This window comes from Sphingomonas sp. Leaf230, assembly GCF_001421745.1.
Taxonomy (GTDB): domain Bacteria; phylum Pseudomonadota; class Alphaproteobacteria; order Sphingomonadales; family Sphingomonadaceae; genus Sphingomonas.
Map to the genome: position 1 here is coordinate 645,601 of NZ_LMKW01000001.1, position 26,843 is coordinate 672,443.

The following is a 26,843-nucleotide window of genomic DNA, read 5'->3' on the forward strand; positions in this document are numbered from 1 at the left end:
GGGCAGGTTGCGCTTCCCTACTTAGGAGCGGCGGCAGTGGCTGGCGTGTTCGCAGGCAGGGGCGGCGCGGCAACCACAGTCTTCCGCCGCACCCCATTCAGCTCGACGGCAGCTGGTACCGTTGGCATGACCGCAGCAGGCACCGGTACGGCGGTCAAAGTCGCCTGAACCTTCATGCACTGCGTCGGGTCGGCGCGTTTGAACTGGCGGCAGTTCCACAACGACTTTTCGTAATTGCTCGCCCGGTCGCGCAGGTAGCTGAAGCCGAGCGCGGCGGTCTGGGCGAGTGCCAGCGGAAGCGACGTCGCCGCCTTGCTACCGTCCGTCCAGGCCATGTAGCGGCAGAACGGCTTGTCCCCGCACGCCTGTGCCGCGAGCGCAGTAAGTCCGTCGGCGGTCTGGCCACGCGGCAGGGCTACGAGGATAGCATCGCCATCGACTGGCACCGCGGGAGCAGGTGTCGTCTCGGTAACGGGTCCAAACCCCATCGCGATCGACGCCTCTGCAAGCGCGGCATCCGCCTCAGCCAGCGCAGCGCCGGTTTTGTGCGCATCCGACAGCTCGGCGAGCTGCGCGATGACCGGCTCGACGGTCTCCGGGTGACGCCCGAACGCAGGCGGCGTGCCCCACCAGCCCGACCAGCGGAAGAACAGGTGCGTGTTTACCGCTGTGATCTTGTCGAGGCTCGACTGCCAGTACGGCACCACCCAGTCGGTATGGTAGTGCGTGGCATAGCCGACCTGCTTGAACACCGCCCCGGACAGCGACGCCGCAGCCACCTCGCGCGCGCGACGCCAAGCGTCCTCCGTCGGATGCCAGCGCGTGATCGCACCGTCGCAGCTGAAGCTGAATTGGCATCCCGTCGAACGATCCTGCCCCTCGAACACGACGCCGCACACCGTTTTGGGGAAGGCGGGGTGATGAAGACGGTTGAGCACGACCTGCGCGACCGCGCGTTCGCCGAGCGTGTCGTCGCCGGCCTCGTAGAGGATACCCGCCGCCATGCAGTCCGTCGCGCGCGCCAAATCCTCCGGGCCGCCGGCGAAGCGGAACGGTCGTGCCGCCGGGTTGGGATCGGTCGAGAACGGCACGGTCGCGTTGAACGCACGCGCATCTTCAGGGCTGAGATCGACGAACTTAACCGGCTCGACTTTAGGCACTTCGGCTTGCGGCACGACCCGGCCCGCGGGCAGCTTCACCCGCTTCGAGGCGTGGACGATCGTGGGCGGGTTGGCGACGACCAGCGCAGGCCCGACGATCGCCAGCGCGGAGACGCCGACGAGGATGGCGCGCAGCACCTTCGTGCCGCGCGCGGAAAGGTCGGTCGTCACTGTTCGGGCAGGAAGTCCGGGACCGACAGATAACGTTCGCCGGTATCATAGTTGAACCCGAGAACCCGAACGTTGTCAGGCAGATCGGGAAGCTTCTGGAGGATCGCTGCGAGCGTCGCGCCCGAGCTGATGCCGACCAGCATGCCCTCTTCGGTCGCCGAGCGGCGCGCCATGTCCTTCGCCACCGCGGCATCGACCTCGATCACGCCGTCGAGCGCTTGGGTATGCAGGTTGACGGGGATGAAGCCCGCGCCGATGCCCTGGATCGGGTGAGGTCCGGGCTGGCCACCAGCGATGACCGGCGAGGCGGCGGGCTCGACCGCGTAGACCTTGAGCGACGGCCATTCCTTCTTCAGCGCCTCGGCGACGCCGGTGATGTGGCCACCGGTGCCGACGCCGGTGATGATCACGTCGATCGGCGTGTCGCGGAAGTCGGCGAGGATTTCCTGTGCGGTCGTAGCGACATGCACGGCGATGTTCGCAGGATTTTCGAACTGGTGCGGCATCCATGAACCCGGCGTCTGCTCGACCAGTTCCTTGGCACGCTCGATCGCGCCCTTCATGCCCTTCTCACGCGGGGTCAGGTCGAAGGTCGCGCCGTATGCGAGCATCAGGCGGCGGCGTTCGATCGACATGCTCTCGGGCATGACGAGGACGATCCTGTATCCCTTCACCGCGGCGACGAGCGCCAGGCCGATGCCGGTGTTGCCGCTGGTCGGCTCGATGATCGTGCCGCCGGGCTGGAGATGGCCGTCCTTCTCCGCCGCCTCGATCATAGCGAGCGCGATGCGGTCCTTGATCGAGCCGCCGGGGTTCGAGCGCTCGGACTTCACCCAGACTTCGGATTCGGGGAACAGCTTCGACAGGCGGACGTGCGGCGTGTTGCCGATCGTATCGAGGATCGAGTTGGCCTTCATGGCTTGGCTTCTCCGTGTTCGGGTTCGGTCTCTAGGATCTCTGGGGGATCAAAGGTTTTGGCGCGGCCAAGTTCCGGGAACAATCGCGCCCAGCCGATCGTGATCGCAATAGCACCGACGCCGCCGAACACCACTGCGCCGACCGGACCGAGCAGCGACGCCATCACCCCGCTCTCGAATTCGCCGAGTTCGTTCGAGGCTGAGATGGTGAGCTGCGACACCGCGCTGACGCGGCCGCGCATCGCGTCTGGGGTGTGGAGCTGGATCAGCGACTGGCGGACATAGACCGAGATCATGTCCGCGCCGCCCGCGACGATCAGCGCGACGAGGCTGAGGACGAAGGCGGGCTGGACGGGGATGCCGCCGAGCGTACCGGGCGCGATGCCGAGCAGGGTCACGATCGGGGTGGCGACGCCGAAGGTCAGGATCGCGAGCCCGAACACGACGACCGCGATCAGCATCTTGACGCCAACGTTGGTGCTCATCGGCCGGACCGAGAACCAGATCGCCGTTATCGCCGCGCCGATGCCCATGCCGGCCGCGAGTACGCCTAGCCCCTGCGAGCCGACGTGGAGGATGTCGCGCGAATAGACCGGGAGCAGCGAGGTCGCGCCGGCGAGCAGCACCGCGAACAGGTCCAGCGTGATGGTCGCGAGGACGAGGCGGTTGCGGCGGACATAGGTGAAGCCCTCGATGATCCGGGCAAGCGGGCGGTGATCGGTCTGCGCGGCGGGCTGCGGCACGGGGCCGATCAGGAACATGAAGAGGAGCGCGACGACGAAGAGGATCGTTGCCACGCCGTATGCGACTTCGGGGTGGATCGCGTAGAGGAGGCCACCGACGCTGGGGCCCGCTATCGTGCCGACCTGCCAGGCGATCGAGCTGATCGCAATCGCGGTCGGGAGTACCGCGCGGGGTACGAGGTTGGGGGCGAGCGCGGAATAGGCTGGGCCGGAGAAGGCGCGTGCTACGCCGAACGCTACCGCGGCGACGAACAGCACGCCGAGCGTGAGGTGGCCGGTCCAGGTCAGCAACCACAGGGTCGCGGCGGTGAGCACCAGCAGCGCGGTCGTGCCGCGGACGATCCAGCGGCGGTCGAAGCTGTCCGCGACGAGGCCGGTGATCGGGGTCAGCAGGAACAGCGGTACGAACTGCGCGAACCCGATCATGCCGAGCATGAAGGCAGCCTGGCGAATATCCATCGTCTCGCGGGCGATGTTGTAGACCTGCCACCCGATCACGATCGACATCGCACTGACGGCGATCGTGCCGGTGAAGCGGGACAGCCAATAGGCGCGGAAATTGGCGATCCGTAAGGGATGCTGGTGGGGGTCTGCGGTGGAGTCCATTGCGGTTGGCTTTAGGCTTGGGTGAACGGGCAGGGCAACCGGAGCTTTGCTTGGGGTGGGGATAGAGGCTCAAGCCGAGGATGCCCAACCGAAGAAAGCTTGTTTCCCCGCGAAGGCGGGGACCCAGACTGGGCTCCCGCCTTCGCGGGAGAACAAGGAAGCGGGAGGTGTCCCGTCTGAGCAACCAGATCGTCACCACCGCTATCCCTGCATATCGGCACCACCCCGGCGAAGGCCGGGGCCCAATTGGGGGACGTCGCCAACTGAGCGATGAGCGTCGTTACTACAACCTTACCAATTGGGCCCCGGCCTTCGCCGGGGTGGTTTGCTCGTGCGGTAGGGCTCGCGCGACCTATCGAGCGCCCCATCCCACACCCCGCAAACCGACATACCCCAGACGGGAATTGATGTTCCGCCCCGTCCGCGCCTATAGGCTCCCTCAACTCCCCTACGGAAAACGAGGTTTCCCACATCGTGGCCAAGACCCCCCCACCAGCACGCGCAATCGCCGAACCGCCGATTACGAACCGCGAACGACCGGCCGAACCAAAGCCGTACGAGGCGTCGAAGGACGAACTGCTCGAAATGTATCGGCAGATGCTGCTGATCCGCCGTTTCGAGGAAAAAGCGGGCCAGCTCTATGGCTTGGGCCTGATCGGTGGCTTCTGCCATCTGTATATCGGCCAGGAAGCCGTCGCTGTCGGCCTGCAGTCCGCGCTGAACGGCGAGACCGATTCGGTGATCACCGGCTACCGCGATCACGGCCACATGCTTGCCTACGGGATCGACCCGAAGGTGATCATGGCCGAGCTGACCGGGCGCAATTCGGGGATCTCGAAGGGCAAGGGCGGGTCGATGCACATGTTCTCGACCGAGCATAAATTCTACGGCGGCCACGGCATCGTCGGTGCGCAGGTGTCGCTCGGCACCGGCCTCGCGTTCAAGCACAAATACTCGAACGACGGCGGCATCTGCATGGCCTATTTCGGCGATGGCGCCGCGAACCAGGGCCAGGTGTACGAGAGCTTCAACATGGCCGAGCTGTGGAAGCTCCCGATCATCTTCGTGATCGAGAACAACCAGTACGCCATGGGCACGAGCGTCAACCGCGCATCCGCCGAGGACCAGCTATATCGCCGCGGCGAGAGCTTCCGCATTCCCGGCATCCAGGTCGACGGCATGGACGTGCTCGCCTGCCGCGGTGCCGCCGAGGAAGCTTTGGCGTGGGTCCGTGCGGGCAAGGGTCCGGTCATCCTCGAGATGAAGACCTATCGCTATCGTGGCCACTCGATGTCCGATCCGGCGAAGTACCGCACGCGTGACGAGGTCCAGGCGGTCCGCGACAAGTCGGATCCGATCGATCACATGAAGAAGCTGCTCGACGCGCAGGGCGTGACCGAGGCGGACCTCAAGTCCCTTGAACAGGAAATCAGGAAAATCGTGAACGAAGCCGCCGATTTCGCCGAGCAGACCCCGGAGCCGGATGCTGCCGAGCTCTACACCGACGTTCTGGTGGAGAAGTACTGATGGCGATCGAGATCAAGATGCCCGCACTCTCCCCGACGATGGAAGAGGGCACGCTGGCCAAGTGGCTCGTCAAGGAAGGCGACAGCGTCAAGTCGGGTGACATCCTTGCGGAGATCGAGACCGACAAGGCGACGATGGAGTTCGAGGCGATCGACGAAGGCACGATCGGTTCGATTGCGGTCGCCGAAGGCACCGACAACGTGAAGGTTGGCACCGTCATCGCGACGATCGTCGAAGAGGGCGAGAGCGCGAGCGACAGCAAGCCAACCGAGGCACGCTCCGGCGATGCGGCCAACGCCGCGCCGAAGGAAACGCCGTCGGACGACAAGGCACCGCCGGTTCCCGAAGGCGCCTCGCCCGCCAAGGCCGAGAGCGGCACGCAAGCGCTCGTCGCGTCGGCGGAGAAGGTCGGTATCTCCGACCCGGCGATTCCCGAGGGCACCGAGATGGTCAAGACGACCGTCCGCGAAGCCCTGCGCGACGCGATGGCCGAGGAAATGCGCGAGGACGACCGCGTTTTTGTGATGGGCGAGGAAGTCGCGCAGTATCAGGGCGCGTACAAGGTCACGCAGGGCCTGCTCGACGAGTTCGGCGACCGTCGCGTGATCGACACGCCGATCACCGAATACGGCTTTGCCGGCATCGGTGCAGGCGCGGCGATGGGCGGCCTTCGCCCGATCGTCGAGTTCATGACCTTCAACTTCGCGTTGCAGGCGATCGACCACATCATCAACTCGGCGGCCAAGACCAACTACATGTCGGGTGGCCAGATGCGCTGCCCGATCGTGTTCCGTGGTCCCAACGGGGCGGCGTCGCGCGTGGGTGCGCAGCATTCGCACAACTTCGCGGCGTGGTATGCGAGCGTCCCCGGCCTGATCGTGATCGCGCCGTATGACGCGGCGGATGCGAAGGGCCTGCTTAAGGCCGCGATCCGCACCGAGGATCCGGTCGTGTTCCTCGAGAACGAGCTGATGTACGGCCGCAGCTTCGACGTCCCCAAGCTCGACAACCACGTCCTGCCGATCGGCAAGGCGCGGATCGTCCGCGAGGGCAAGGACGTGACGATCGTCAGCTACTCGATCGGCGTGGGCATTTCGCTCGAAGCCGCCGAGAAGCTCGCCGAAGAGGGCATTGACGCGGAGGTCATCGACCTGCGCACGCTGCGCCCGCTCGACACCGAGACGGTCCTGAAGAGCCTCGCCAAGACCAACCGCATGATCATCGTCGAAGAGAATTGGGCAACCTGCTCGATCGCCTCGGAGATCGTGTCGGTGGTGATGGAGCACGGCTTCGACGACCTCGACGCCCCGGTGCTCCGCGTCACCAACGAGGACGTGCCGATGCCCTACGCGGCGAACCTCGAAAAGCTGATGCTGGTCGACGTCGCGAAGGTCGTGACGGCGGTGAAGAAGGTTACTTACAAGTAAGGACTAGGTACCGGCCGGGGACACCCGGCCGGTACGATCATGCAGCGTATGTCGTACAGACGCTCGCGGTGGTTCCGGCCGCGGATCCCAGAACCTGTGTGTTACGCTCGCGCACGTTATAGACAGATTCGGACCGCAAGATCGGTGTTCCAAAAAACCGCGACGAAACCAGCGGCTGATAACGATACGTCACCTCGACGAAGATCAACGATGAACCAGTGCCTGCTGCGATCTGGCGCGTGCTCGTTCCCATATATGGCAAGCTCGCGTCGTTTTGGCCTTTGCCTTCCGCGCCATATTTCGGTTGCGACTCCGGCGCGTTCAACGCCCCTGTACAACGCTGCCAGCGAATATATTGACCAGCTTTAGTACCGGCCTGTCCATTCGGTTCGACGCTGGAAACAACGACGCGCCCATTGGCATTGAAAGCCAGTCCCGTACCGATGAACTTTGCGCTCAAAAGGGCCTCGTTGACGTCCGATTCGTCGATCGAATCGCGTACACGTGCCACGTTGTCCGAAATCGCGGTCGAGATCTGGTTCACGCGCATCACTGCAACGGCCATATGCGTAACCTCGGCACCCGCAAGACCGAGCGTGATCAGCACCGGCGCGGAGATCGCGAACTCGATCATTGCCAGCCCGCGAACATCGGTCCGAAGCCGACGGACAATGGTGAAGCAACGTCTCATGGTGCCTTCGTACATATGGTCGTAGGCTCGGCGCGCGAGGTGAAGGGTTGGTTACGAATCACTGTGGAGGCGGACACGGTGCGTGTCGGACCCCAGGACAGCAGTGCCCCAACCGGAGTCAGGTTCGGGTAAACGACGTTGACCGTGTAGTAGACGATATCGTCCGCGCTGCCGACGCCGGTATCACCCGGGTTTGAATCATAGGCGCCATTGTTATTGGCATCCTCGAAACAATCGCCCAAATTATAGGTGCCCTTGGGATCGGTGTCCGACGTGATCTTCTCGGGTTTGCCGACATTCGAAAAATTATAATAGCGACGTGTCGCAACCGTGACGTATTTTGCAGGGACGATCGATTCAACCTCGGATTTGATCGTGGTTACGACATCCGTCGCGGTTCGGTTGCCTACCGTAACCTGCCGCGAGGCTTTCGACAGCGCTCCTTGTACCACGGCAGTCACATAGCCCTGATAACCAACTTCAAGGATCGACAGCAGTAGACCGACCAACACCGGCACGATCATCGCGAACTCCACGATCGTCGCACCTCGCGTGTCGTGATGGAGCGTCAACGAGGACGCTTTGAATGATATCACTGACTGATCCTCAAGGAACCGATCTTGCTGCCGATCTCCTGGAACTTGGCGATCAGGGCGGGCGCCGTACTGATGCCGGATGCCATCGATGGTTGCGATGCGCAGTTCTGCATGTCGGCAGTCAACGTGGTCGAGAACGCAATAACGTAGAGCTGGACGTCCTGGCTCTTTGCCGCGTTGCACGCCATCCGGAACCGTTGCAGATGACGCGCGAGTTGCGCGTTCGCCCCGGACGCGGTTCCGAGTACACGCTTATCACGCTCCTCTGCACCGTACGTCGTATAGACGTTTAAATAGGGTTGCAGATCACCGTCGGTCATGAAGATCATATACTTGCGGATGCTGAACCCGCGCAGCTTCTTGGGATTGTCGGGATCATTCTGGTTGTTGGTTTCGGGCGTTGCCGAAGCAAAAATCCCGTTGGGCGAAATGAAGCGCGCGCCCCACATCACGCCGATATCATGGTACGTCCCCCCCAAGGGCTTCAAGCCGTTGACGTAATTCATAAAGGTCGACTTGTCGTTATAGTATTCTTTCAAACGGCTAGCTGCGCTCGCGCAGTATTTGGGGTCGGTATATTCGTCACGGGTGTCAGGATTGAATTCAGCCTCAGGCCACCAAGGGACCCAGCGACTCGCATCGTTCGTCGGTAACATGTTGACGTCGAGGTCCCAGGCCGACGACGGAGCGGTCGTCGACGATCCCCCGTCGATCGTCGTATTGTCCGTTTGACGTTCTTCGATACATCCCGCCCATTGCGATCTGCTCCAACTGGGCGATCCCCCTGGGGTCAGCACGGATGCCCCGGTCTTGAAGCTGGACGTGTCAAGCGTGACCTGTCGGTAGGTCCAGTAGTTCGTACATTCGCCATTGTTAGTCCAGTACCCGTAGCCCTTCCACGTACCTTCGTAGTTGTTGCACGTGCTCAGCGTGCTTGTTGCGGGACCTGGGGTCCGCGTGCGGCTTTGATATGGGGCGCTGTCTCGGATGTAGCTCGGGTTCTCGGCATAGACGAGGTTCCCGACGTTCACGGTGGCATTGTATGGTACGAAACCATAACGGAGCCGGAGGTTGTTGGTGTGAAGCTGATCCTGTGCGGACTTCAGCGTATCGTATAGCGACTCCGACGCGTCGCGGAGCGCCTGCATCTTAGAGCCGGGTTGTTCGACCTCGTTGCAGGCATCGTTCGGCCTGCTTGGAGGACAGTTCATCGATCCCGACATATCAAGGACGAGCATGATATCGGTGCCGACGAAATCCTGTGTTGCCGAGCAGGTTGTGGACAGGTTCATCGTCGAGAAACCGAATAGTTTCATGATCGTTGTTGGTATAGTCGTCGTTGCTGTGATCTTTACCGTGCCGACCGATGGCACCGTGACGATGGGCGTGAACGTCGCCGTGCCGAACGACGACTGGGGAAAGTTGAAATTGAAATACGTCTTCGCTTCGGTTTCCACCGCCGACGTTAAGGTCGGACCCGAAAGCAACCGCCGTGCAGCCAGCGACCCGGCGTCACAGGCCTGCTGCAAGCGGTCGCGCGCGACATAGGCACGGGCCATATCGAGCCCCGACCCGACCATCGCGATCAACGGCATCATCGCAAACGCAACGATCATGAGAGTGTTGCCGCATACGTCACGGCGCAGCCGGCCTAGCACGGTCGTTGATCTCTTAGGTCGTAGGCTTGGCTTGCCGTGCATCTGTATCCTGACGGAGATCGGTATCGATCGATGCCGGGAATGCGTTGGGATCAGGTAAGTCCACTTCAAGAAACATGGTTCTCGACACGTTAATCATTGTTGCCAATATGATCCTCGCGTGCGGTTTCGATGCGATCAGGATAACGCCACGATGATGAGCCACGACAATCCGGAACGCGCCCTCGCACTAAGTTACGCGCCGCAGTCCATACGCGCTGCAGTGACGGCATTGTTCACGCTAGACGATACGCTTGCTGCAATCCTTCGATCGACGCGGGAGCCATTGATCGGCCAGATGCGGCTGACTTGGTGGTACGAGGCGCTGGGACGCCTCGACACTGCGCTGGCGCCTGCCGAACCTGTCCTGGCAGCACTTCAGAACGAGGTTCTGCCGTTCGGTATATCCGGCGCGATGCTGGGCAAGTTGACCGATGGTTGGGAAGCGCTCCTCGAGCCCGATCTCGATGCGGACGCGATTGAGCGTTTCGCGCGCGATCGTGGGCGGCGTCTGTTCGATCTTGCGGCGACGATCGTGTCGGTGACCGACGACCGGATCGGCCTCGCGGGAGAGGGGTGGGCGCTGGCCGATCTCGCGCAGAAACTGACGGAAACCGCCGGCCGTGAGTTGGCCCGTGTTCGGGCGAGCAAGGCGCTCGATCAAGCTTTGCAGGGACGATGGCCTTCATCGACGCGCGCCCTGGGGGCGCTTGCCGTGTCAGCCCGGTTCGACATGACGTCGGCAGCCGCTGCACCGGGCAGTCCGAGGCGTGTGGCGCGGTTGGCGTGGCACAGATTGACCGGATACTGACCAATCGAATGGGGATCGTTGGCGGCTAGGCCTAGCGTGCGGGCTGGGCAATGGGGGCGGCGGCGATGTGGCGGTATCTGGCGGGTGGGGCGGCGGTGATCGCGTTGATTGCTGCGGGGTTCATGTTTTTTAGCGGGAAGGCGCGGCCGGGTCCGCTGCTACCGCCTCAGCCGATGGCACAGGTGAGTGGCGGTACGGTCGCATCGGATCCGCTACCCGATGCCGCGCCCGAGGCGACCGACAAGACCCGCGAGCAGAAGCGGTTCGATCGCTACGACAAGGACCGCGACGCGAAGATCACGCGCGAAGAATATCTGGTCCAGCGGCGCAAGGCTTACGGGCGGCTGGACGTCGATGGCGATGGCAAGCTGTCGTTCGACGAATGGGCGGTGAAGGCGACAACCAAGTTCGCCGACGCCGACCGTGACAAATCCGGCGCGATGACCGCCCCGGAATTTGCCACGACGGCGGTCAAGCGGAAGGGGCCAGCTCGGGTGAATTGTCCGCCGGTTCAGCCTGTTGCCGAGGAGAGTTGAGCCACTCTGCGAGCGCCGCACGGCCACGATCGGTATACATCCGCTTGCGATCCGCCTTCTTGGTGCGGCCCGTGATCGGCGGGAACAGCCCGAAGTTCACGTTCATCGGCTGATATGTCTCGACCTCTGCGCCACCGGTGATGTGCCCGAGCAGCGCGCCGAGCGCGGTCGCATACGGCGGCGGCGTCAGCGTCTTGCCGGTGAGTTCAGCCGCGGCGAACAGCCCTGCGAGCATGCCGATCCCGCAGCTCTCGATATATCCTTCGCACCCGGTGATCTGGCCTGCGAAACGAATGCTCGGGCGCGACTTCAACCGCAGCGTCTCGTCGAGCAGTTCGGGCGAGCGGATGAAGGTGTTGCGGTGCAGACCGCCCAACCGCGCGAACTCGGCATTCTCCAGACCTGGGATCGTGCGGAACAGGCGGACTTGGTCGGCGTGCTTCATCTTGGTCTGGAAGCCGACGATGTTCCACAGCGTGCCCTGCGCATTGTCCTGGCGGAGCTGAACGACGGCGTGCGGCCAGCGCCCGGTCTTCGGGTTGTCGAGCCCGACCGGCTTCATCGGGCCGTAGCGCAGCGTGTCGACGCCTCGCTCGGCCATCACCTCGATCGGCATACAGCCGTCGAAATAGGGCGTGTCCTTCTCCCATTCCTTGAACGGGGTCTTCTCGCCATCGATCAGGCCTTGGTGGAAGGCGAGATACTGGTCCTTGTCCATCGGGCAATTAATGTAGTCCTTGCCCTCGCCCTTGTCCCAGCGTGACGCGAACCAAGCCGTGTCCATGTCGATCGAATCGCGGTGGACGATCGGTGCCAGCGCGTCGAAGAACGCGAGCGCCTCGCGGCCAGTCTCGGCGCCGATCCCCGCGGCGAGCGAGGCGGCGGTCAGCGGACCGGTGGCGATGATCGTCGGGCCGTCGGGTAGTGCGTCGATGCGTTCGCGAACGAGCTCAATGTTCGGGTGCTGGTCGATAGCCTCCGTCACGCTGGCCGAGAAATTATCGCGGTCGACGGCGAGCGCGGAGCCGGCGGGGACGCGGTGGATGTCAGCCTGGCGCATGATCAGCGATCCGAGCGTACGCAGCTCCTGATGGAGCAGCCCGACCGCGTTGGCTTCGGCATCATCCGACCGGAAGCTGTTCGAGCAGACGAGTTCGGCGAGGCCGTCGGTCTGGTGCGCGGGCGTCTCTTCGCCGCTGCCGCGCATTTCGGACAGGCGCACCTTGAGGCCGGCTTCAGCAAGTTGCCAGGCGGCTTCGGAACCGGCGAGCCCGCCGCCGATGACGTGAATATCGTGGGTCATTCGGCTCAGATAGCGTCGGACGCTTGCCGTGTCAGGTCCGCAATACCACTTCGCCTGCATGACAGACCCGACGAAGATCTTCACGATCGGCTATGAGGCCACGACGATGGCCGATTTCCTCGCGGCATTGAAGGCGGCGGGGGTGGAGCGGGTGATCGACGTCCGCGCGCTTCCGTTGTCGCGGCGGCCTGGGTTTTCGAAGTCTTCGCTTGCGGCGTCGCTGCGTGAGGTCGAGATCGATTACGTGCATCTGAAGGCCTTGGGCACGCCGAAACGCGGGCGCGATGCCGCCAAGAAGGGCGACGTCGCGACGCTCACCGCGGTGTATGACGAACAGCTCGAGCTTCCCGAGGCGCAGGCGGCGGCGGCGATCATGCTCGGGCTGGCGGCGGAGAAGCCGAGCGCGCTGCTGTGTTATGAGCGCGACCCGTGCCATTGCCACCGTACCTTGCTGCTGCAGGCGGTAGGCGAGGGGGCCGAAGTGGTGGATCTGTTCACCTAAGGAAAGGTCGAACTCGCTTCAAACGCTCCGTCATCCTGACGAAAGTCAGGATGTAGAGTAATTGCGGACTGGCGTACATGGCTCTGGATCCTGACTTTCGTCAGGATGACGGGCGGGGGTTCTGGGCCGAACGTTGCTTTCAGCCTCACGCGCAGCTAACGAGCGGCCATTCGCCCTGGACCCGGTGCAATTCCGGGTGGCTATTCCGGCCGCCGATCCGCCGGACAACGCAACGACGCCTCTGAAGTGAACCGCCTGCCAAGACAGCGCCGCGGTTCGTGCGTCCTATGCGGATACATCCATGACATCCTTATCTTTTTCTCGTTACCGCGCCGAGTGGTTCAGCGGCCCGGCCTCCGCACGCCGCGACATCCTCGCCGGCATGGTCGGCACCTTCGCGCTTATCCCCGAGGTCATCGCCTTCTCGTTCGTCGCCGGAATCGATCCCGAAGTCGGCCTGTTCGCCTCGTTCGTGATCGGCATCGTCATCGCTTTTGCCGGAGGGCGGCCCGCGATGATTTCGGGCGCGGCTGGCTCCGTCGCGCTGGTCGCCGCCGCACTCGTCCACGCGCACGGCCTCCAATACCTGCTCGTCGCGACGATGCTCGCCGGGCTGCTCCAGATCGCGTTCGGGCTCGCCAAGCTCGACGTGCTGATGCGGTTCGTGTCGAAGTCGGTCCGCACCGGATTTGTCAACGCACTCGCGATCTTGATCTTCTCCGCGCAGGTGCCGCAGATGGTTGGCGTCAGTTGGCAGGCCTATGCGATGATCGCCGGTGGTCTCGCGATCATCTACCTCATGCCGCGCGTCTCGAACGCCATCCCGTCGCCGCTGATCTGCATCGTCGTGCTGACCGCGATTGCGATGTGGGTGCCGATGCCCCTCAAGACGGTCGGCGATCTTGGGCGGTTGCCGTCGACCTTGCCGTTGTTCGGCCTGCCGGACGTGCCCTTCACCTGGGATACGTTGCGCATCGTCGCCCCCTACGCGCTGGCGATGGCCGCGGTCGGGTTGCTAGAATCGATGATGACCGCCAGCGTGGTCGACGAACTGACCGAGACGACCAGTTCGAAGGCGCGCGAGTGCACCGGGCTCGGGCTCGCGAACATTGCTGCGGGTGTGTTCGGCGGGATCGCCGGGTGCGGGATGATCGGGCAGACCGTCGGTAACGTCCGCTATGGCGGGTGCGGGCGACTGTCGACGCTGGTCGCCGGCGTGTTCCTGCTCGTCGTGATGGTGCCGCTGAGGCCGTGGGTCGCGCAGGTGCCGGTCGCGGCGCTGGTCGCGATCATGATCATGGTGTCGATCAGCACCTTCTCCTGGGGCTCGATCCGCGACGTGGTGCGTCATCCGAAGGTATCGAGCGTGGTGATGGTCGCGACCGTCGTCGTCACCGTCGCGACGCACGACCTGTCGCTCGGCGTCGGTGTCGGCGTGCTGCTCAGCGGCGTGTTCTTCGCATGGAAGGTCACGCGCCTGATGGACGTCACGGTCGAGCATGACGCGGCAAGCGACACGCGGATCTACCGTGTCGGCGGTCAGGTGTTCTTCGCCAGCGCGGACATCTTCGCGGACCGCTTCGATCTTCGCGAGACCGCGCGGGCAGTGCGGATCGACCTGACGAGCGCGCATCTATGGGATGTCACCGCTGTAGCGGCGCTGGAGGACGTGGTGGCCAAGCTGCGGCGTCACGGCACGACCGTCGAAGTCGTCGGGCTGAACACAGCGAGCGAGACGCTGGTCGATCGCCACGCGCCCCTGCTGCTCGAATAACGTCTGGCAGATACAAAACTGGCAGCGCTACTGAAGTAGCGCTGCCAAGTCTTTGTTGTAGAACGGTTTTGTCTACTGCTGGGGAACGGTGTCGTTCTCGACCGGCGCTTCGTCGCGCGTGACGCGCGCGGTCATGCCCGTCGCATCGGCATCGTCGCGCATCTGCTCGTCGGGCGCGACTGGCGGTTCGCGTTCCGGCTCGACCGCGTTCACCGTAGGGGGAGTCTCGACCGGTGCAGTCTCCACCGGTGCCGGAGCGGGCGTCGGCGCCGCTTCGGACTCGGTGACGCCGGTATCCTCGACCATGTTGGTATCGGTCGGCGGCTGATCGGGCTCCGAACGCGAGCAGCCGGCCATGGCCATTGCAGCAAGCAGGCCGCCGGCAATGGCGGTACGCGTGCGGTTGGAAATCGTCATGTCTGGTCCTCTCAACGAGCGGCGATCGTCTGGCGAGCGGTGCGCGCCTCGATCTTGGAAGCGAGGGTGCCGTCCCAGTTATAGGGATCGGCGCGGAAATTCATCTGGCCGTTGCCGCTGGCAAATGCGGTCCAGTAGAGCAGATACACCGACACCGGCTTGGTCAGGCGAGCACGGACGGTGTCGCCCTTGGCGACTGCGGCGTCGACCATCTCAGGCGTCCAGGACGGATCTCCCTTGAGCAGCAGGTCGGCAAGTTCGGCAGGCTTTTCAAGGCGAACGCAGCCATGGCTCGCAAGCCGGCTGAAGCTCGCGAACTTCGCACGGCTTGGCGTATCGTGAAGATAGACCGAATAGTCGTTGGCGAAATCGAACTTGAACCGCCCCAGCGCGCTCTGGTCGCCGGCCTGCTGCTGAAGCCGCGTGCCGTCGATCACCTTGATGCCGTTGCGCTTGAAATAGCCGGGGTTGGCCCGCTCCTTCGGCCACAGCTCCTTGGTCGCGATTGAGGTTGGCACGTTCCAGGGCGGGTTGATCACGATGCTGTGGATCGTCGAGGAGAGCATCGGCGTCTCGTCGCCCGGTCGCCCCGTCACCGCGCGCATCGACTGCACGGGCGTATCGCCGTCGAACACGGTCAGCACGGCCGCGGCGATGTTCACCTGGATACGATCGCGCGGCAGGTCCTGCGGCAGCCAGCGCCAGCGCTCCATGTTCGCCATGATCTGACGCACGCGATCACCGGCGGAGACATTGAGCGCGGCGAGGGTCTGCGTCGAGACGATCCCGCTCGGGTTGAGGCCATAGCGACGCTGGGCACGGCGTACCGCTTCCACCAGTGGCGCGTCGAACCGGTCGCCGCTGGTCGCGACGTCCTTGTCCTCGGCCGCGAGCCGCTTACGCAGCGCGATCACGCGAGGACCCGTCGCGCCGATCGTGAAATCGGGACCGGAGGCCAGCGGTGCCCAGCCGCCCGCAGACGCGATCGAACGATAGTTCTGGAGGCCCTTCCGCAGGCCGTCATACCCTGCATAAGGCGGTGGCAATGACGCGAACCATGCTGCGATCCGGTCGAGCCGCACGGCATCGGCAAAGGCCGGCGTCGGGTCATAGGCCGGCGGACGCAGGCCCCAATCCTTCTGGAAGTCGGCTTCGTTCAGCCGCCCGGCATGCACCGCGCGCGCATGATCGAGTGCCGCGCGGACGAGTTCGCCCTTGCTCGGCGCAGTGGTCGATGCGGTCGCGGCCGACTTCAGGCCCTGCGCGACGATGTCGCCGTTGAGCAGCCTGTCGAGCAGCGCGGCCTGCGCGTCGCTCAGCGGCGGCACGGTGATTACCGGCGGCGCGAGCGTCGGCGTAGGCATTGCCGCGGGCGTGGTCGGGACGACCGGCGGCGGCGTAACCTGCGCGAACGACGCGGTCGCCATCAACAGCGGGGCTGCCGCGAGCACCGACCGGATCACGCCAGTCTTCATTCGTCCATCATCGAAACCGCGAGCCATAATCGTCCTGTCTTGTATCTGGTCGATGCTTTCGCACGACGTAGCTCTCCCTTAGCTGAACCGGACTCGCTAAGCATCGCCAATCGGGCAAAATTAACGGTTCAGGCCAGAGGGGTGGCTTTTTCCTGCCGGGCAAGCACTTCATAGGCCATCACCGCGGTCGCGACGGCGGCATTGAGGCTGTCCGCCTTGCCGAGCATCGGGATCTTGACGAGCACGTCGCACGCCTCGGCCATCTCGGTCGGCATGCCCTGCGCTTCGTTGCCCGTGAGCAGGAAGGTCGGGCCGGTATAGGTCGCCGCCCGGTAGTCGGTGTCGGTATCTAGGCTGAGGCCGACGAGTTGGCCGGGGCCGGTGCGCAGCCAAGCCTGGAACGGCTCCCACTCGGTCTTGACGACGGGGATGGTGAACAACGCGCCCATGCTCGCGCGGACCGCCTCGACCGAGAAGGGGTCGACCGACTCGCCGATCAGGATCAGCCCGCCCGCGCCGACCGCATCGCCGGTGCGCAGGATCGTGCCGAGATTGCCCGGATCGCGCAGCCGCTCCGCGACCAGCCAGATGCCCGACGAGTTGCGATCGAGGTCTTCGAGCGTCGCATCGAACTCGTCGAACACGCCGACGACCGCTTGCGGGTTATCCTTGCCGGACAGCTTCGAGAGGATATCCGGCGTGGTCTGGATCGAATCACCACCGGCATCCTCGACGTCCATCGATAGCGCGTGGACGAGCGGGTGGTTCGCGCTGGCCGCAGCGTAGAACAAAGTGCGCGGCAGGCGTCCCGTCTCGCGCGCTTCCGTGAGGATGCGCAGGCCCTCGGCGAGGAACTGCTTGGCCGCACGCCGATGCCGCTTGTCGCGCAAGTCGCGGACGTACTTGATCAGCGGGTTCGAAAAGGCGGTTATCTCGCGGGGCATTCTTGTCCTCCCCTCCCGTATGCGGGAGGGGCCGGGGGTGGGCTCCCGGCCTCAGCAAATGATTCGATTATGGTGAGCGCGCGCCCACCCCCAACCCCTCCCGCCTGCGGGAGGGGAGCAACGACGTCAATCCTCGCCGAACTTCGCTTCGACCAGTTCGGCGAGCGCCGCCACAGTATGCTCTGCCCCATCGCCGCTCGCGCTGATCGTGATCGCGTCGCCCATCGCTGCGCCGAGCATCATCAGTCCCATGATCGAGGTGCCGGTGACGTGATCCGACCCGTCCTTGGTCACGCTGACCTCGACCGGATGCGACGACGCAAGAGTCACGAACTTCGCACTCGCGCGTGCGTGGAGCCCGCGGCGGTTGGTGATCTGGACGGTGCGGGAGACCGCGCTCACGCCGCAGCCTCGCCGAGAACCTCGGAGGCTACCGAAATGTATTTGCGCCCGGCCTCACGCGCCGCAGCAACCGCCGCAACGACGGTCATCGATTTGCGCGCCGAGCCAAGCCGGATCAGCATCGGCAGGTTCATCCCCGCGATCACCTCGATCCGGCCGCGTTCCATCAAGGAGATGGCGAGATTGGACGGCGTGCCGCCGAACAGGTCGGTGAGCACGATCACGCCACGCCCGACATCGACCGCCTGGATCGCAGCGGCGATATCCGCGCGGCGCTCCTCCATGTCGTCGTCGGGACCGATCGCGATCGGCGCGACGCGTTCCTGCGGACCGACGACGTGGATCATCGCGCGAACGAATTCCTCGGCCAGTCGACCGTGCGTTACCAGAACAAGGCCGATCATGTCAGCGTTTCATACTCATAAGACGACCGGTGATCCTTCGAGCGCATCTTGTGGAGCGGCCCCCAGGTCGCGGTGTGCGATACTGGGCGAAAATCCCGCGTCGCGCAACCGTCGCGCCACCCGGTCGGCGACGTGGACCGACCGGTGTCTCCCTCCGGTACACCCGAACGCAACGGTGACATACGACTTGCCTTCCGCCCGGTAGCGCGGGAGCAGCAGCATCAGCAGCTCCTCGATCCGACTCACCGCGGCTTCGTAGGCGGGGTCGTCCATGATGTAGGCGGACACGTCGGCGTCGAGTCCTGTGCCGGGACGCAGCTGCGGGTCCCAGTGCGGATTGCGGAGGAAGCGCATGTCGAACACGAGGTCGGCGTTACGGGGCAGGCCGCGGGCGAAACCGAACGAGCGGATCGACAGCGTCGGCGCGCCGAGTTCCCCGCCCGCAAAGCTCGCGCGGATCTGTTGCGCGAGTTCGTTGGCGGCCATGTCGGTCGTATCGATCAGGCGGTTCGCCCAGTCGCGAAGTGGCGCGAGCAGCTCGCGTTCACGGCTGATCCCGTCATTCGCGGGACGGTCTAGCGCGAGCGGGTGGCGACGGCGGGTCTCGGAATAGCGGCGTTCGAGTTCGGCGCCCGAGCAGTCGAGGAACAGCATTCCGGTCTCGAGCCCATGACGGTCCCGGAGATCACGGATGCGGCCGACGATCCGTTCGGGGTCGAAGTCGCGCGTGCGGGCGCCGATGCCGATCGCGAGCGGCTGCGAGTCGTTGGTCGATCCTTCGGGGAGCGGTGCGTCGAGCAGGCGGTCGAGCAGCAACAGCGGGAGGTTGTCGACCACTTCCCAGCCGAGATCCTCCAGCGTCTTGAGGACGGTGGATTTGCCCGCTCCCGACATGCCGGTGACGAGAAGGATGTCCTTAGGACGCGTCATTCTATGGGCTCCGGATTGCGCAATGCGAGTTCGACCTTGATCGGTGCGGAGACTTCGAAGGGATCGATCGCGACCTCGCGGACGTCGACTCCGGCGATTTTCCGCGCGTGGCGTTCGGGCATCCGTTCGATCGCGCCACCGAGGCGGACGAGCAGGGCGACCGGTACGTCCTCTACATAGGGCATGGCAAGGATGCCGATCCCGCGGACTTCGATCCGTCCGGCAATCGTCGTCGGTGCACGCGCGAGCAAGGTTGCGCCGGCGCGCACCACGAGCGTCTGGTCGTCACTGACGAGAATCGCGCCACGATCGATCAGGCGCAACGCGAGGTCGGACTTGCCCGATCCCGACGCGCCTTCGATCATCACGGCCACGCCGTCGATGGCGACCGTGGTGGCGTGGAGCCTATCGGAGGAGGGGACGACCACGCGGCGTCCTTACTCCGGCAATTCGGCGAGGGGTAGCTTTACGACGAAGCGCGCGCCATCGAGCCGGTCCTCGCGCGATTCGACGAAGATCGCCCCTTGGTGGCCGTCGACGATCGTGCGGGCGATCGCGAGGCCTAGCCCGGAATGCTGGCCGAACGTCTCGCTATCGGGGCGGACCGAGTGGAAGCGCTTGAAGACGTCCTCGCGCGCCTCCTCGGGTACGCCGGGACCCTCGTCCTCGACCCGGATGACGAGGTCCTCGCCCTCGCGGATGGCGGAGATCGCGATCAGGCCGGCGTCGGGAGAGAAGGACAGCGCGTTGTCGATCAGGTTCTCGAACACGCGTTCGAGCCGCGCGCCTTCGCCGAGTATGACCGTTCGATCGTCGGGGTTGCGATCAAATCGGAGCCGGATGCCGCGCTCGACCCCGCGGGCTTCACGTTGTGTGACCAGCCCGTCGATCATCGCGGCGATATCGACCGGTTCGAACTTGGCGCGGCTGAGTTGCGCGTCGAGTCGCGAGGCTTCAGAGATGTCGGAGAGCAACCGGTCGAGCCGCTGGACGTCGTCGCGGACGATCGCAAGCAACTGCGCCTGGAGCGCGGGGTCCTTCACGCGCGACAATCCCTCCACCGCGGACCGGAGCGAGGCGAGGGGGTTCTTCATCTCGTGCGTGACGTCCGCGGCGAACGCCTCCGTCGCATCGATCCGCGCCCTGAGCGCTAGGCTCATATCGGAGAGCGCGCGCGCGAGCATGCCCAGTTCGTCGCGGCGGGAGGGGAGACGCGGCACGACGACTTCGCGCGCTCGGCCGAGGCGGACACGAACCGCCGCACGGGCAAGGCGGCGCAAGGGACGGACGATCGTGCGGGCCAAGAACAGTGACAGCAGGATCGAGACGATCGACACGCCGAGCAGCACCATGCTGAGCCGGAACCGCTCGATTCGCACCGTCTTGGTGATGTCGCGCGCGTTGACCGTCGTCATCACGACCCCGCCAGCGCGGAGCGGCGCGGCGGCGGTCAGCACGGGCGTGCGGTCGGGCGCGCGCCAGACCGTCGTGGAGACGGCGCTGCGTCCGCGGACTGCGCTCACGTCGGGCCATTGCTGCGTACCGCTGCGCTCGCGGTAGAGCGGCGGGCGGGGCGCCATTACGATCACGTCGATCGACGCGTCGAGAAAGCGGGCGATCGTCTGGTCCCAGTCTTCCTTGTCCGGATCCATCAGCACGAAGTTGCGCAGGCCCAGCACGCGGCTGTCGGCGATCGTCCGCCCTCCCGCATCGAACAACCGGATTCGCGAGCCAGTATCGCGCGCAAGCCGCAGTACCAGCGGATCGCGCAACGCCGGATCGACCGCGGCAATCGCCTCGCCGATCAGCCGTGCTTCGCGCGCCGTCTGCGCAACCCGGTTGTCGACCACCCGGCTGCGATACGAATCGAGATAGAAGAACCCGCCCGCAAGCAGCAGCAGAGCGAAGATGTTGACGGCCAGGATACGCCGCGTGAGCGAAATCTGTCCCGACCACCGCAGCGTGAGATCGCGGCCGTCGACGCCCAGCTCATTCCTCAGAAAATCGATACCCGGCACCATATAATGTCTCGATAGCGTCGAAGGCTGGGTCGACCTGCCTGAATTTGCGGCGAAGGCGCTTGATGTGGCTGTCTATGGTCCGGTCGTCGACATAGATATCGTCCTGATACGCCGCATCCATCAACTGGTTACGCGTCTTGACGATGCCGGGCCGCTGCGCGAGCGTCTCCAGGATCATGAACTCGGTGACGGTCAGCGTCACCGGTTCGCCACCCCAGAGTGTGCGATGCCGCGCGGGATCCATGCTGAGCCGCCCGCGATCGAGCGGCCCCGCGGCTTCCGCCTCGGTTTCCGTGCCCGGCGACTGCGTCAGCTCGGTCCGCCGCAGGATCGCGCGGATGCGGGCGATCAACAGCCGCTGCGAGAACGGCTTGGCGATATAGTCGTCCGCGCCCATCGCGAGGCCGAGCGCCTCGTCGAGCTCGTCGTCCTTGCTGGTGAGGAAAATCACCGGGATCTGGCTCTTCTCGCGCAGCCGACGCAGCAGTTCGAGCCCGTCCATCCGCGGCATCTTGATGTCGAATACCGCGAGGTCCGGAGGGTTGTCGGTCAGCGCCTTCAACGCGGTCTCGCCGTCCGAATAGACACGCGTGACGAAGCCCTCGGTCTGCAGCGCGATCGACACGGAGGTCAGGATGTTGCGGTCGTCATCGACCAGCGCGATCGTTGCCGTCATCTGGGGAGCTTTGCCTCGGTCGTTGGCGTGTCGGCGTAGGGCAAACCGCCGCGGCACTCAACTAGAGCCGTATCGGAGCGGCGTCGCAGCTCGGTGGATTTGACCGGTGGAAAGCTGCCCCGTACAGCCGGGCGCAACGACATACATACGTATGCGATAAAACTTAGGAGAGAGAGCCCGTGTCGAGCGAGCGTATTCCGGCCGTTGGCCTATCCGCGCAGGGAATCGAAACCCGCGCTACCCTGCATTGGAACCTGGTCACAGCCCAACTGGTCGAGGCGGCGCTGGAACGCGGCGAGGGGACGCTTTCCGCGGACGGCCCGCTGGTCGTCGAGACCGGCGCGCATACCGGGCGCTCGGCGCAGGACAAGTTCATCGTCCGTGATGCCGAGACCGACGCGACCGTGTGGTGGGGCAAGAGCAACAAGGCGATGGAGCCCGCGCATTTCGCCGCGCTGAAGGAGGATTTCTTCGCCGCACTGGCCGCCAAGGACGAGCTGTTCGTGCAGGACCTGTACGGCGGATCGCAGGCGGATCACCGCGTCAACGTCCGCGTCGTCACCGAACTGGCGTGGCATAACCTCTTCATCCGGACGATGCTGGTCCGTCCCGAACAGGCGGCGCTGAAGGACTTCGTCGCGGACTACACGATCATCGACCTGCCAAGCTTCCGCGCCGATCCCGCGCGCCACGGCTGCCGCAGCGAGACGGTGATCGCGGTGAACTTCACCGATAAGCTGATCCTGATCGGTGGCACGAAATATGCCGGCGAGATGAAGAAGTCGGTGTTCGGCCTGCTCAACTATCTGCTGCCGCCGACCGGCGTGATGCCGATGCATTGCTCGGCGAACATGGGCGCGAACGGCGATACTGCGGTGTTCTTCGGCCTGTCGGGCACCGGCAAGACTACCCTCTCAGCCGATGCCAGCCGGACGCTGATCGGCGACGACGAGCATGGCTGGTCCGACACCGCCGTCTTCAACTTCGAAGGCGGGTGCTACGCCAAGATGATCCGCCTGTCCGCGGACGCAGAGCCGGAGATCTTCGCGACCACCAAGCGCTTCGGCACGGTGCTGGAGAACGTCGTGATGGATCCGGCGACGCGGCTGCTCGACCTCGACGACCATACGCTCGCCGAGAACAGCCGCGGCGCGTATCCGATCGACTTCATCCCGAATGCGTCCGCCGAGAACATGGGTCCGGTGCCGCGCAACATCGTCATGCTCACCGCGGACGCATACGGTGTGCTGCCGCCGATCGCGAAGCTGACGCCCGACCAGGCGATGTACCATTTCCTCTCGGGCTACACCGCGCGTGTCGCTGGCACCGAGATCGGCGTGACCGAGCCTGACGCCACCTTCTCGACCTGCTTCGGCGCACCGTTCATGCCGCGGCATCCGTCGGTCTATGGCAATCTGCTCAAGGAGCGGATCGCGAAGGGCGGCGTCGATTGCTGGCTGGTCAACACCGGCTGGACCGGCGGCAAATACGGCGTCGGCAACCGCATGCCGATCAAGGCGACGCGGGCGCTGCTGAACGCGGCGCTCGACGGGAGCCTGAACGATGCCGAATTCCGGACGGACCCCAACTTCGGATTCCAGGTGCCGGTGAGCGTCCCCGGCGTCGACAGCGCGATCCTCGACCCGCGCACAACCTGGGCGGACAAGGACGCATACGACGCGACCGCAGCCAAGCTGGTCGACCTGTTCGTGGAAAACTTCGCGCAGTTCGCCGAGCATGTCGACGAGGGCGTTCGACAGGCTGCGCCGAAGGTGAAAGAGGCGGCGTAGGCAAAGGGGACTTTCCGCTTGGGCTGGATAAGGCTTTACGCCAGCCCCATAGCGTCCGTCATCCTGGGCTCGACCCAGGATCCAGAGTTGCAGCGGACGGTGTTCCGTTACTCTGGATCCTGACTTTCGTCAGGATGACGGGGCCAGGGGCGCTACCAAGACTTCACCGTCGACGACGTTGGTGATGGTCACGCGTGTCCCGACCGCCGCATCCTCCCCACGCGCCGGCCAACTTCCGTCGCCCACCAGCACTCTCCCACGGCCGCCAACCAACGCCGCCTCCACCACCACAACCTGACCCACCAGCCGCGCAGACCGATCGTTCAACATCGGATCCCCACCCTCGACCGGATAATCCCGGTACCAGCGCTTCCCGATCAGTACGGTAACCGCGCTCCAGACCGCAAACGCTGCCAGTTGCGCCGCCACCGGCAAGTCCGGCAACACGAACACCGCCACTCCCGTCACCGCCGCAGCGATTGCGAGGAACACCAGGAACACCCCCGGCACCACCAGCTCAGCGATCCCCAGCACCAGCGCCGCGATCAGCCAAGCGCCAGCCGCCCCGATCGCGCCCATCAGCTTTTCGGCAGCTCGAACGGACCCTTCCGCGGTTCAGGCTTGGCCGGCGGCGACGCAGTCGCATCGCGCAGCGCGTCCTTCGCCAGCTCGCCAATCCCCCCAAGCGTGCCCATCAACTGCGTAGCCTCGACCGGGAAGAGGATCGTCTTCGCATTCGGCGAGGTCGCGAACTTCCCGATCGCTTCAACATATTTCTGCGCAATGAAGTAGTTGATCGCCTGCGCGCCACCTTCCTCGATCGCCTGAGACACAGCCCGCGTCGCCGAAGCCTCCGCCACCGCCGCCCGCTCGCGAGCCTCGGCATCGCGGAACGCCGACTCCTTGCGCCCCTCGGACTCGAGGATTCGCGCCTGCTTCTGCCCCTCGGCGCGCAAAATCTCCGAAGCCCGCGAACCTTCCGCATCCAGAATGTTGGCCCGCTTCTCGCGCTCGGCCTTCATCTGCCGCCCCATCGCGTTGACGATGTCGGCCGGCGGGCGAATGTCCTTGATTTCGACGCGCGTGATCTTCACGCCCCACGGCGTCGTCGCATGATCGACCACGTTGAGCAGCCGCGCATTGATTTCGTCGCGTTTCGACAGCGTCTCGTCGAGGTCCATTGACCCCATCACCGTGCGCAGATTGGTCGTCGTGAGCTGCAACAGCGCCTGGTACAGGTCCGACACTTCGTACGCCGCCTTCGCTGAGTCGAGCACCTGGAAGAACACGACCCCGTCGGTCGAGATCATCGCATTGTCCTTGGTGATGATCTCCTGGCCGGGGATGTCGATCACCTGCTCCATCATGTTCACTTTCCGCCCCACGCGGTAGAAAAACGCAGGATAGAAATTGAAGCCCGGCCGCGCGACCGTCGTGAAGCGGCCGAAATGCTCGATCGTGTATTGATAGCCCTGATGGACGATCTTGATGCTGGTGAAGAGGTACAGCAGCACCAACGCCAGCAGGAGCGCGGCAACGATCAGGCCCATCGAACAATCCCCCATCCGTGTATCGCACCGCTATAGCACGTGGGCGCCCCCTGGAGCCAGACATGAGGCCTAGCCGTACGCCGCGCCTTTGGTTACATGGCGCGCCACCTCACACCCAGGAACGGCAGCTCTCATGGATATCCGCCTCGGCCTCACATTCGACGATGTCCTCCTGTATCCGGGGGAATCGGACGTGCTGCCAAGTCAGGCCGATACCCGGACTCAGCTGACGCGCGGCATCGCGCTCAACATCCCGATCCTCTCGTCCGCGATGGACACCGTTACCGAAGCCGACATGGCCATTGTAATGGCACAGCTTGGCGGCATCGGCGTACTCCACCGCAACCTAACGGTCGAGGAGCAGGTCATCGCGGTCCGCCAGGTCAAGCGGTTCGAGTCGGGCATGGTGGTCAACCCGATCACGATCAAGCCGACTGCTACCCTCGGCGAGGCGCAGGCCCTCATGTCGGGCCACCGCATCAGCGGCATCCCGGTCGTCGAGGCGGACGGGAAGCTCGTTGGTATCCTAACCAACCGCGACGTGCGGTTCGCGGGCGATCCGAAACAGCCCGTCAGCGAGCTGATGACGCACGAGAATCTCGCGACGGTCTCGACCGAAGTCGGCAAGGAAGAGGCGCGTCGCCTGCTCCACGCCCGCCGCATCGAGAAGCTGCTGGTGGTCGACGCGCAGTATCGTTGCGTCGGGCTGATCACCGTCAAGGACATCGAGAAGGCGGTGATGTTCCCCGACGCGACCAAGGACGAGGCGGGCCGCCTGCGCGTGGCGGCGGCGACGACGGTCGGCGACAAGGGCTTCGACCGGACCGAGCAGCTGGTCGATGCCGGCTGCGACCTGATCGTGATCGACACCGCGCACGGCCATAACCGCGACGTCGGCCGGGCGGTCGAGCGCGTTAAGAAGCTGTCGAACTCGGTCCAGGTCGTCGCCGGCAACGTCGCCACCGCCGAGGCGACGCGCGCACTGATCGGCGCAGGCGCGGACGGGATCAAGGTCGGCATCGGCCCGGGCTCCATCTGCACCACCCGCGTCGTCGCTGGCGTCGGCGTGCCACAGCTGACCGCGGTGATGGATTGCGCGGAGGCTGGCCACAAGGCTGGCGTGCCCGTAATCGCTGACGGCGGTATCCGCACCTCGGGCGACATGGCCAAGGCCCTCGCGGCGGGTGCATCGACCGTCATGATCGGTTCGCTGCTCGCGGGTACCGACGAGGCACCTGGCGAGACGTTCCTGTACCAGGGCCGCGCGTACAAGTCGTACCGCGGCATGGGCTCGGTCGGCGCGATGGGCCGCGGGTCGGCGGACCGCTATTTCCAGGGCGACATCAAGGATCAATTGAAGCTCGTGCCCGAGGGCATCGAGGGTCAGGTCGCGTACAAGGGCCCGGCGAGGGATGTCGTTCACCAGCTGGTCGGCGGCATCAAGGCGGCGATGGGCTATACCGGCTCGGCGACGATCCCGGATCTCCAAGCGCGGGCGGAGTTCGTGCAGATCACCGGTGCCGGGCTGATGGAGAGCCATGTCCACGACGTGACGATCACGCGGGAAGCGCCGAACTACCCGACGCGCTAAGGGCGGGAACTTCCCCCATCCCTGAAAGGGAGGGGCCGGGGGTGGGTCGGCTTCCTCAAGCTCGTCTGCCAGTGGCTAAAACGAGCCAACCCACCCCCAACCCCTCCCTTTCAGGGAGGGGAGATCGTCGTTCCCGTCGCTACGTGGCGCCATAATCGCCGTCGTGGCCAGAGCCCGCGACT

Annotated in this window: 26 protein-coding genes and 1 other annotated feature; of the genes, 8 read left to right on the plus strand and 18 right to left on the minus strand. The window is 64.7% G+C overall.

Features of this window, described 5'->3' with window-relative positions:
• Positions 1-17 precede the first annotated feature (17 nt).
• From ASE82_RS02915 to ASE82_RS02925, 3 genes are read right to left on the minus strand one after another with little or no spacing between them, the layout of a single operon-like run.
• Positions 18-1,331 carry a cell wall hydrolase gene (locus tag ASE82_RS02915; protein ID WP_056058621.1) on the minus strand — a complete coding sequence of 438 codons (1,314 nt, stop codon included), beginning with the start codon at positions 1,329-1,331 and terminating at the stop codon, positions 18-20.
• On the minus strand, positions 1,328-2,248 hold the full coding sequence (gene cysK, locus ASE82_RS02920) for a cysteine synthase A (RefSeq protein ID WP_056058624.1): 921 nt from the start codon (positions 2,246-2,248) through the stop codon (positions 1,328-1,330). Before cysK ends, ASE82_RS02915 begins: the two co-directional genes overlap by 4 nt.
• Positions 2,245-3,597 carry an MFS transporter gene (locus ASE82_RS02925; RefSeq protein WP_056058626.1) on the minus strand — a complete coding sequence of 451 codons (1,353 nt, stop codon included), beginning with the start codon at positions 3,595-3,597 and terminating at the stop codon, positions 2,245-2,247. The genes cysK and ASE82_RS02925 overlap by 4 nt, the downstream gene beginning before the upstream one ends.
• 474 nt (positions 3,598-4,071) lie before the next feature.
• Between ASE82_RS02925 and pdhA the strand changes: the two genes are divergently transcribed.
• Both pdhA and ASE82_RS02935 read left to right on the plus strand, forming a co-directional pair.
• Complete coding sequence (gene pdhA, locus ASE82_RS02930; RefSeq protein ID WP_056048766.1) at positions 4,072-5,124, plus strand: pyruvate dehydrogenase (acetyl-transferring) E1 component subunit alpha; 1,053 nt, start codon at positions 4,072-4,074, stop codon at positions 5,122-5,124.
• On the plus strand, positions 5,124-6,551 hold the full coding sequence (locus tag ASE82_RS02935; protein ID WP_056058629.1) for a pyruvate dehydrogenase complex E1 component subunit beta: 1,428 nt from the start codon (positions 5,124-5,126) through the stop codon (positions 6,549-6,551). The genes pdhA and ASE82_RS02935 overlap by 1 nt, the downstream gene beginning before the upstream one ends.
• Positions 6,552-6,588: 37 nt before the next feature.
• Here ASE82_RS02935 and ASE82_RS02940 read toward each other — a convergent pair whose 3' ends face one another.
• Genes ASE82_RS02940 through ASE82_RS02950 form a run of 3 tightly spaced genes read right to left on the minus strand, consistent with a single transcriptional unit; the run spans position 6,589 to position 9,538 of the window.
• Complete coding sequence (locus ASE82_RS02940) at positions 6,589-7,185, minus strand: TadE/TadG family type IV pilus assembly protein (protein WP_056058633.1); 597 nt, start codon at positions 7,183-7,185, stop codon at positions 6,589-6,591.
• A gap of 53 nt (positions 7,186-7,238) precedes the next feature.
• A complete protein-coding gene (locus ASE82_RS02945; protein ID WP_156348730.1) occupies positions 7,239-7,778 on the minus strand; it encodes a TadE/TadG family type IV pilus assembly protein in 540 nt (179 codons plus the stop codon).
• Between the two features lie 56 nt (positions 7,779-7,834).
• On the minus strand, positions 7,835-9,538 hold the full coding sequence (locus tag ASE82_RS02950; protein ID WP_082441045.1) for a TadE/TadG family type IV pilus assembly protein: 1,704 nt from the start codon (positions 9,536-9,538) through the stop codon (positions 7,835-7,837).
• A 154-nt stretch (positions 9,539-9,692) separates the two neighbouring features.
• Between ASE82_RS02950 and ASE82_RS02955 the strand changes: the two genes are divergently transcribed.
• Together ASE82_RS02955 and ASE82_RS02960 are read left to right on the plus strand one after the other, a co-directional pair.
• Positions 9,693-10,346: a squalene/phytoene synthase family protein gene (locus tag ASE82_RS02955; protein ID WP_268795393.1), complete on the plus strand. Its 654-nt coding sequence runs from the start codon at positions 9,693-9,695 to the stop codon at positions 10,344-10,346.
• A 50-nt stretch (positions 10,347-10,396) separates the two neighbouring features.
• Positions 10,397-10,882: an EF-hand domain-containing protein gene (locus tag ASE82_RS02960; RefSeq protein WP_235524472.1), complete on the plus strand. Its 486-nt coding sequence runs from the start codon at positions 10,397-10,399 to the stop codon at positions 10,880-10,882.
• Here ASE82_RS02960 and trmFO read toward each other — a convergent pair.
• Entirely contained in the window at positions 10,818-12,185 is a 1,368-nt protein-coding gene (trmFO, locus tag ASE82_RS02965) for a methylenetetrahydrofolate--tRNA-(uracil(54)-C(5))-methyltransferase (FADH(2)-oxidizing) TrmFO (protein ID WP_056058644.1), read from the minus strand. The two genes, ASE82_RS02960 and trmFO, sit on opposite strands and share 65 nt — an antisense overlap.
• A 58-nt stretch (positions 12,186-12,243) precedes the next feature.
• Between trmFO and ASE82_RS02970 the strand changes: the two genes are divergently transcribed.
• Together ASE82_RS02970 and ASE82_RS02975 are read left to right on the plus strand one after the other, a co-directional pair.
• Positions 12,244-12,687, plus strand: coding sequence for a DUF488 domain-containing protein (locus tag ASE82_RS02970; RefSeq protein WP_056058646.1), 444 nt, complete (start codon positions 12,244-12,246; stop codon positions 12,685-12,687).
• 174 nt (positions 12,688-12,861) lie between these two features.
• Positions 12,862-12,917, plus strand: a sequence feature (sul1 is cis-regulatory element that is thought to sense ions involved in sulfur or methionine metabolism; They are found in Alphaproteobacteria).
• 71 nt (positions 12,918-12,988) lie between these two features.
• Positions 12,989-14,461 (plus strand): SulP family inorganic anion transporter, encoded by a 1,473-nt coding sequence (locus ASE82_RS02975; protein ID WP_056058650.1) that lies wholly within the window; start codon positions 12,989-12,991, stop codon positions 14,459-14,461.
• A 72-nt stretch (positions 14,462-14,533) separates the two neighbouring features.
• Here the strand turns inward: ASE82_RS02975 and ASE82_RS02980 are convergent, their stop codons facing one another.
• The 9 genes from ASE82_RS02980 to ASE82_RS03020 all read right to left on the minus strand — a co-directional run bounded on the left by ASE82_RS02980 (position 14,534) and on the right by ASE82_RS03020 (position 21,730).
• Complete coding sequence (locus tag ASE82_RS02980; RefSeq protein ID WP_056058653.1) at positions 14,534-14,878, minus strand: hypothetical protein; 345 nt, start codon at positions 14,876-14,878, stop codon at positions 14,534-14,536.
• Between the two features lie 11 nt (positions 14,879-14,889).
• The gene (locus tag ASE82_RS02985; RefSeq protein ID WP_056059580.1) at positions 14,890-16,353 is read right to left on the minus strand and encodes a L,D-transpeptidase family protein; all 1,464 of its coding nucleotides are present in this window, start codon (positions 16,351-16,353) and stop codon (positions 14,890-14,892) included.
• A 128-nt stretch (positions 16,354-16,481) separates the two neighbouring features.
• Positions 16,482-17,297, minus strand: a complete 816-nt coding sequence (locus tag ASE82_RS02990; RefSeq protein ID WP_056058656.1) for a TrmH family RNA methyltransferase — start codon at positions 17,295-17,297, stop codon at positions 16,482-16,484.
• Positions 17,298-17,423: 126 nt separating this feature from the next.
• Complete coding sequence (locus ASE82_RS02995) at positions 17,424-17,699, minus strand: HPr family phosphocarrier protein (protein WP_056058659.1); 276 nt, start codon at positions 17,697-17,699, stop codon at positions 17,424-17,426.
• Positions 17,696-18,103, minus strand: a complete 408-nt coding sequence (locus ASE82_RS03000) for a PTS sugar transporter subunit IIA (RefSeq protein ID WP_056058662.1) — start codon at positions 18,101-18,103, stop codon at positions 17,696-17,698. The genes ASE82_RS02995 and ASE82_RS03000 overlap by 4 nt, the downstream gene beginning before the upstream one ends.
• Positions 18,104-18,118: 15 nt before the next feature.
• Positions 18,119-19,033, minus strand: a complete 915-nt coding sequence (gene rapZ, locus ASE82_RS03005) for an RNase adapter RapZ (RefSeq protein WP_056058664.1) — start codon at positions 19,031-19,033, stop codon at positions 18,119-18,121.
• Entirely contained in the window at positions 19,030-19,461 is a 432-nt protein-coding gene (locus ASE82_RS03010; protein ID WP_056058667.1) for an HPr kinase/phosphorylase, read from the minus strand. The genes rapZ and ASE82_RS03010 overlap by 4 nt, the downstream gene beginning before the upstream one ends.
• Positions 19,462-19,470: 9 nt before the next feature.
• Positions 19,471-21,054 (minus strand): sensor histidine kinase, encoded by a 1,584-nt coding sequence (locus tag ASE82_RS03015; RefSeq protein ID WP_056058670.1) that lies wholly within the window; start codon positions 21,052-21,054, stop codon positions 19,471-19,473.
• Positions 21,023-21,730, minus strand: a complete 708-nt coding sequence (locus ASE82_RS03020; RefSeq protein ID WP_056058673.1) for a response regulator transcription factor — start codon at positions 21,728-21,730, stop codon at positions 21,023-21,025. Before ASE82_RS03020 ends, ASE82_RS03015 begins: the two co-directional genes overlap by 32 nt.
• A gap of 179 nt (positions 21,731-21,909) precedes the next feature.
• Between ASE82_RS03020 and ASE82_RS03025 the strand changes: the two genes are divergently transcribed.
• A complete protein-coding gene (locus ASE82_RS03025) occupies positions 21,910-23,520 on the plus strand; it encodes a phosphoenolpyruvate carboxykinase (RefSeq protein ID WP_056058676.1) in 1,611 nt (536 codons plus the stop codon).
• A gap of 129 nt (positions 23,521-23,649) precedes the next feature.
• On the opposite strand, the gene ASE82_RS03030 is transcribed toward ASE82_RS03025, so the two are convergent.
• Together ASE82_RS03030 and ASE82_RS03035 are read right to left on the minus strand one after the other, a co-directional pair.
• Positions 23,650-24,099: an NfeD family protein gene (locus ASE82_RS03030; RefSeq protein WP_056058679.1), complete on the minus strand. Its 450-nt coding sequence runs from the start codon at positions 24,097-24,099 to the stop codon at positions 23,650-23,652.
• A complete protein-coding gene (locus ASE82_RS03035) occupies positions 24,099-25,070 on the minus strand; it encodes an SPFH domain-containing protein (protein ID WP_056058682.1) in 972 nt (323 codons plus the stop codon). The genes ASE82_RS03030 and ASE82_RS03035 overlap by 1 nt, the downstream gene beginning before the upstream one ends.
• Before the next feature lie 133 nt (positions 25,071-25,203).
• Here ASE82_RS03035 and guaB point away from each other — a divergent pair, with 133 nt between their 5' ends.
• A complete protein-coding gene (guaB, locus tag ASE82_RS03040; protein WP_056058685.1) occupies positions 25,204-26,661 on the plus strand; it encodes an IMP dehydrogenase in 1,458 nt (485 codons plus the stop codon).
• Positions 26,662-26,843 lie beyond the last annotated feature (182 nt).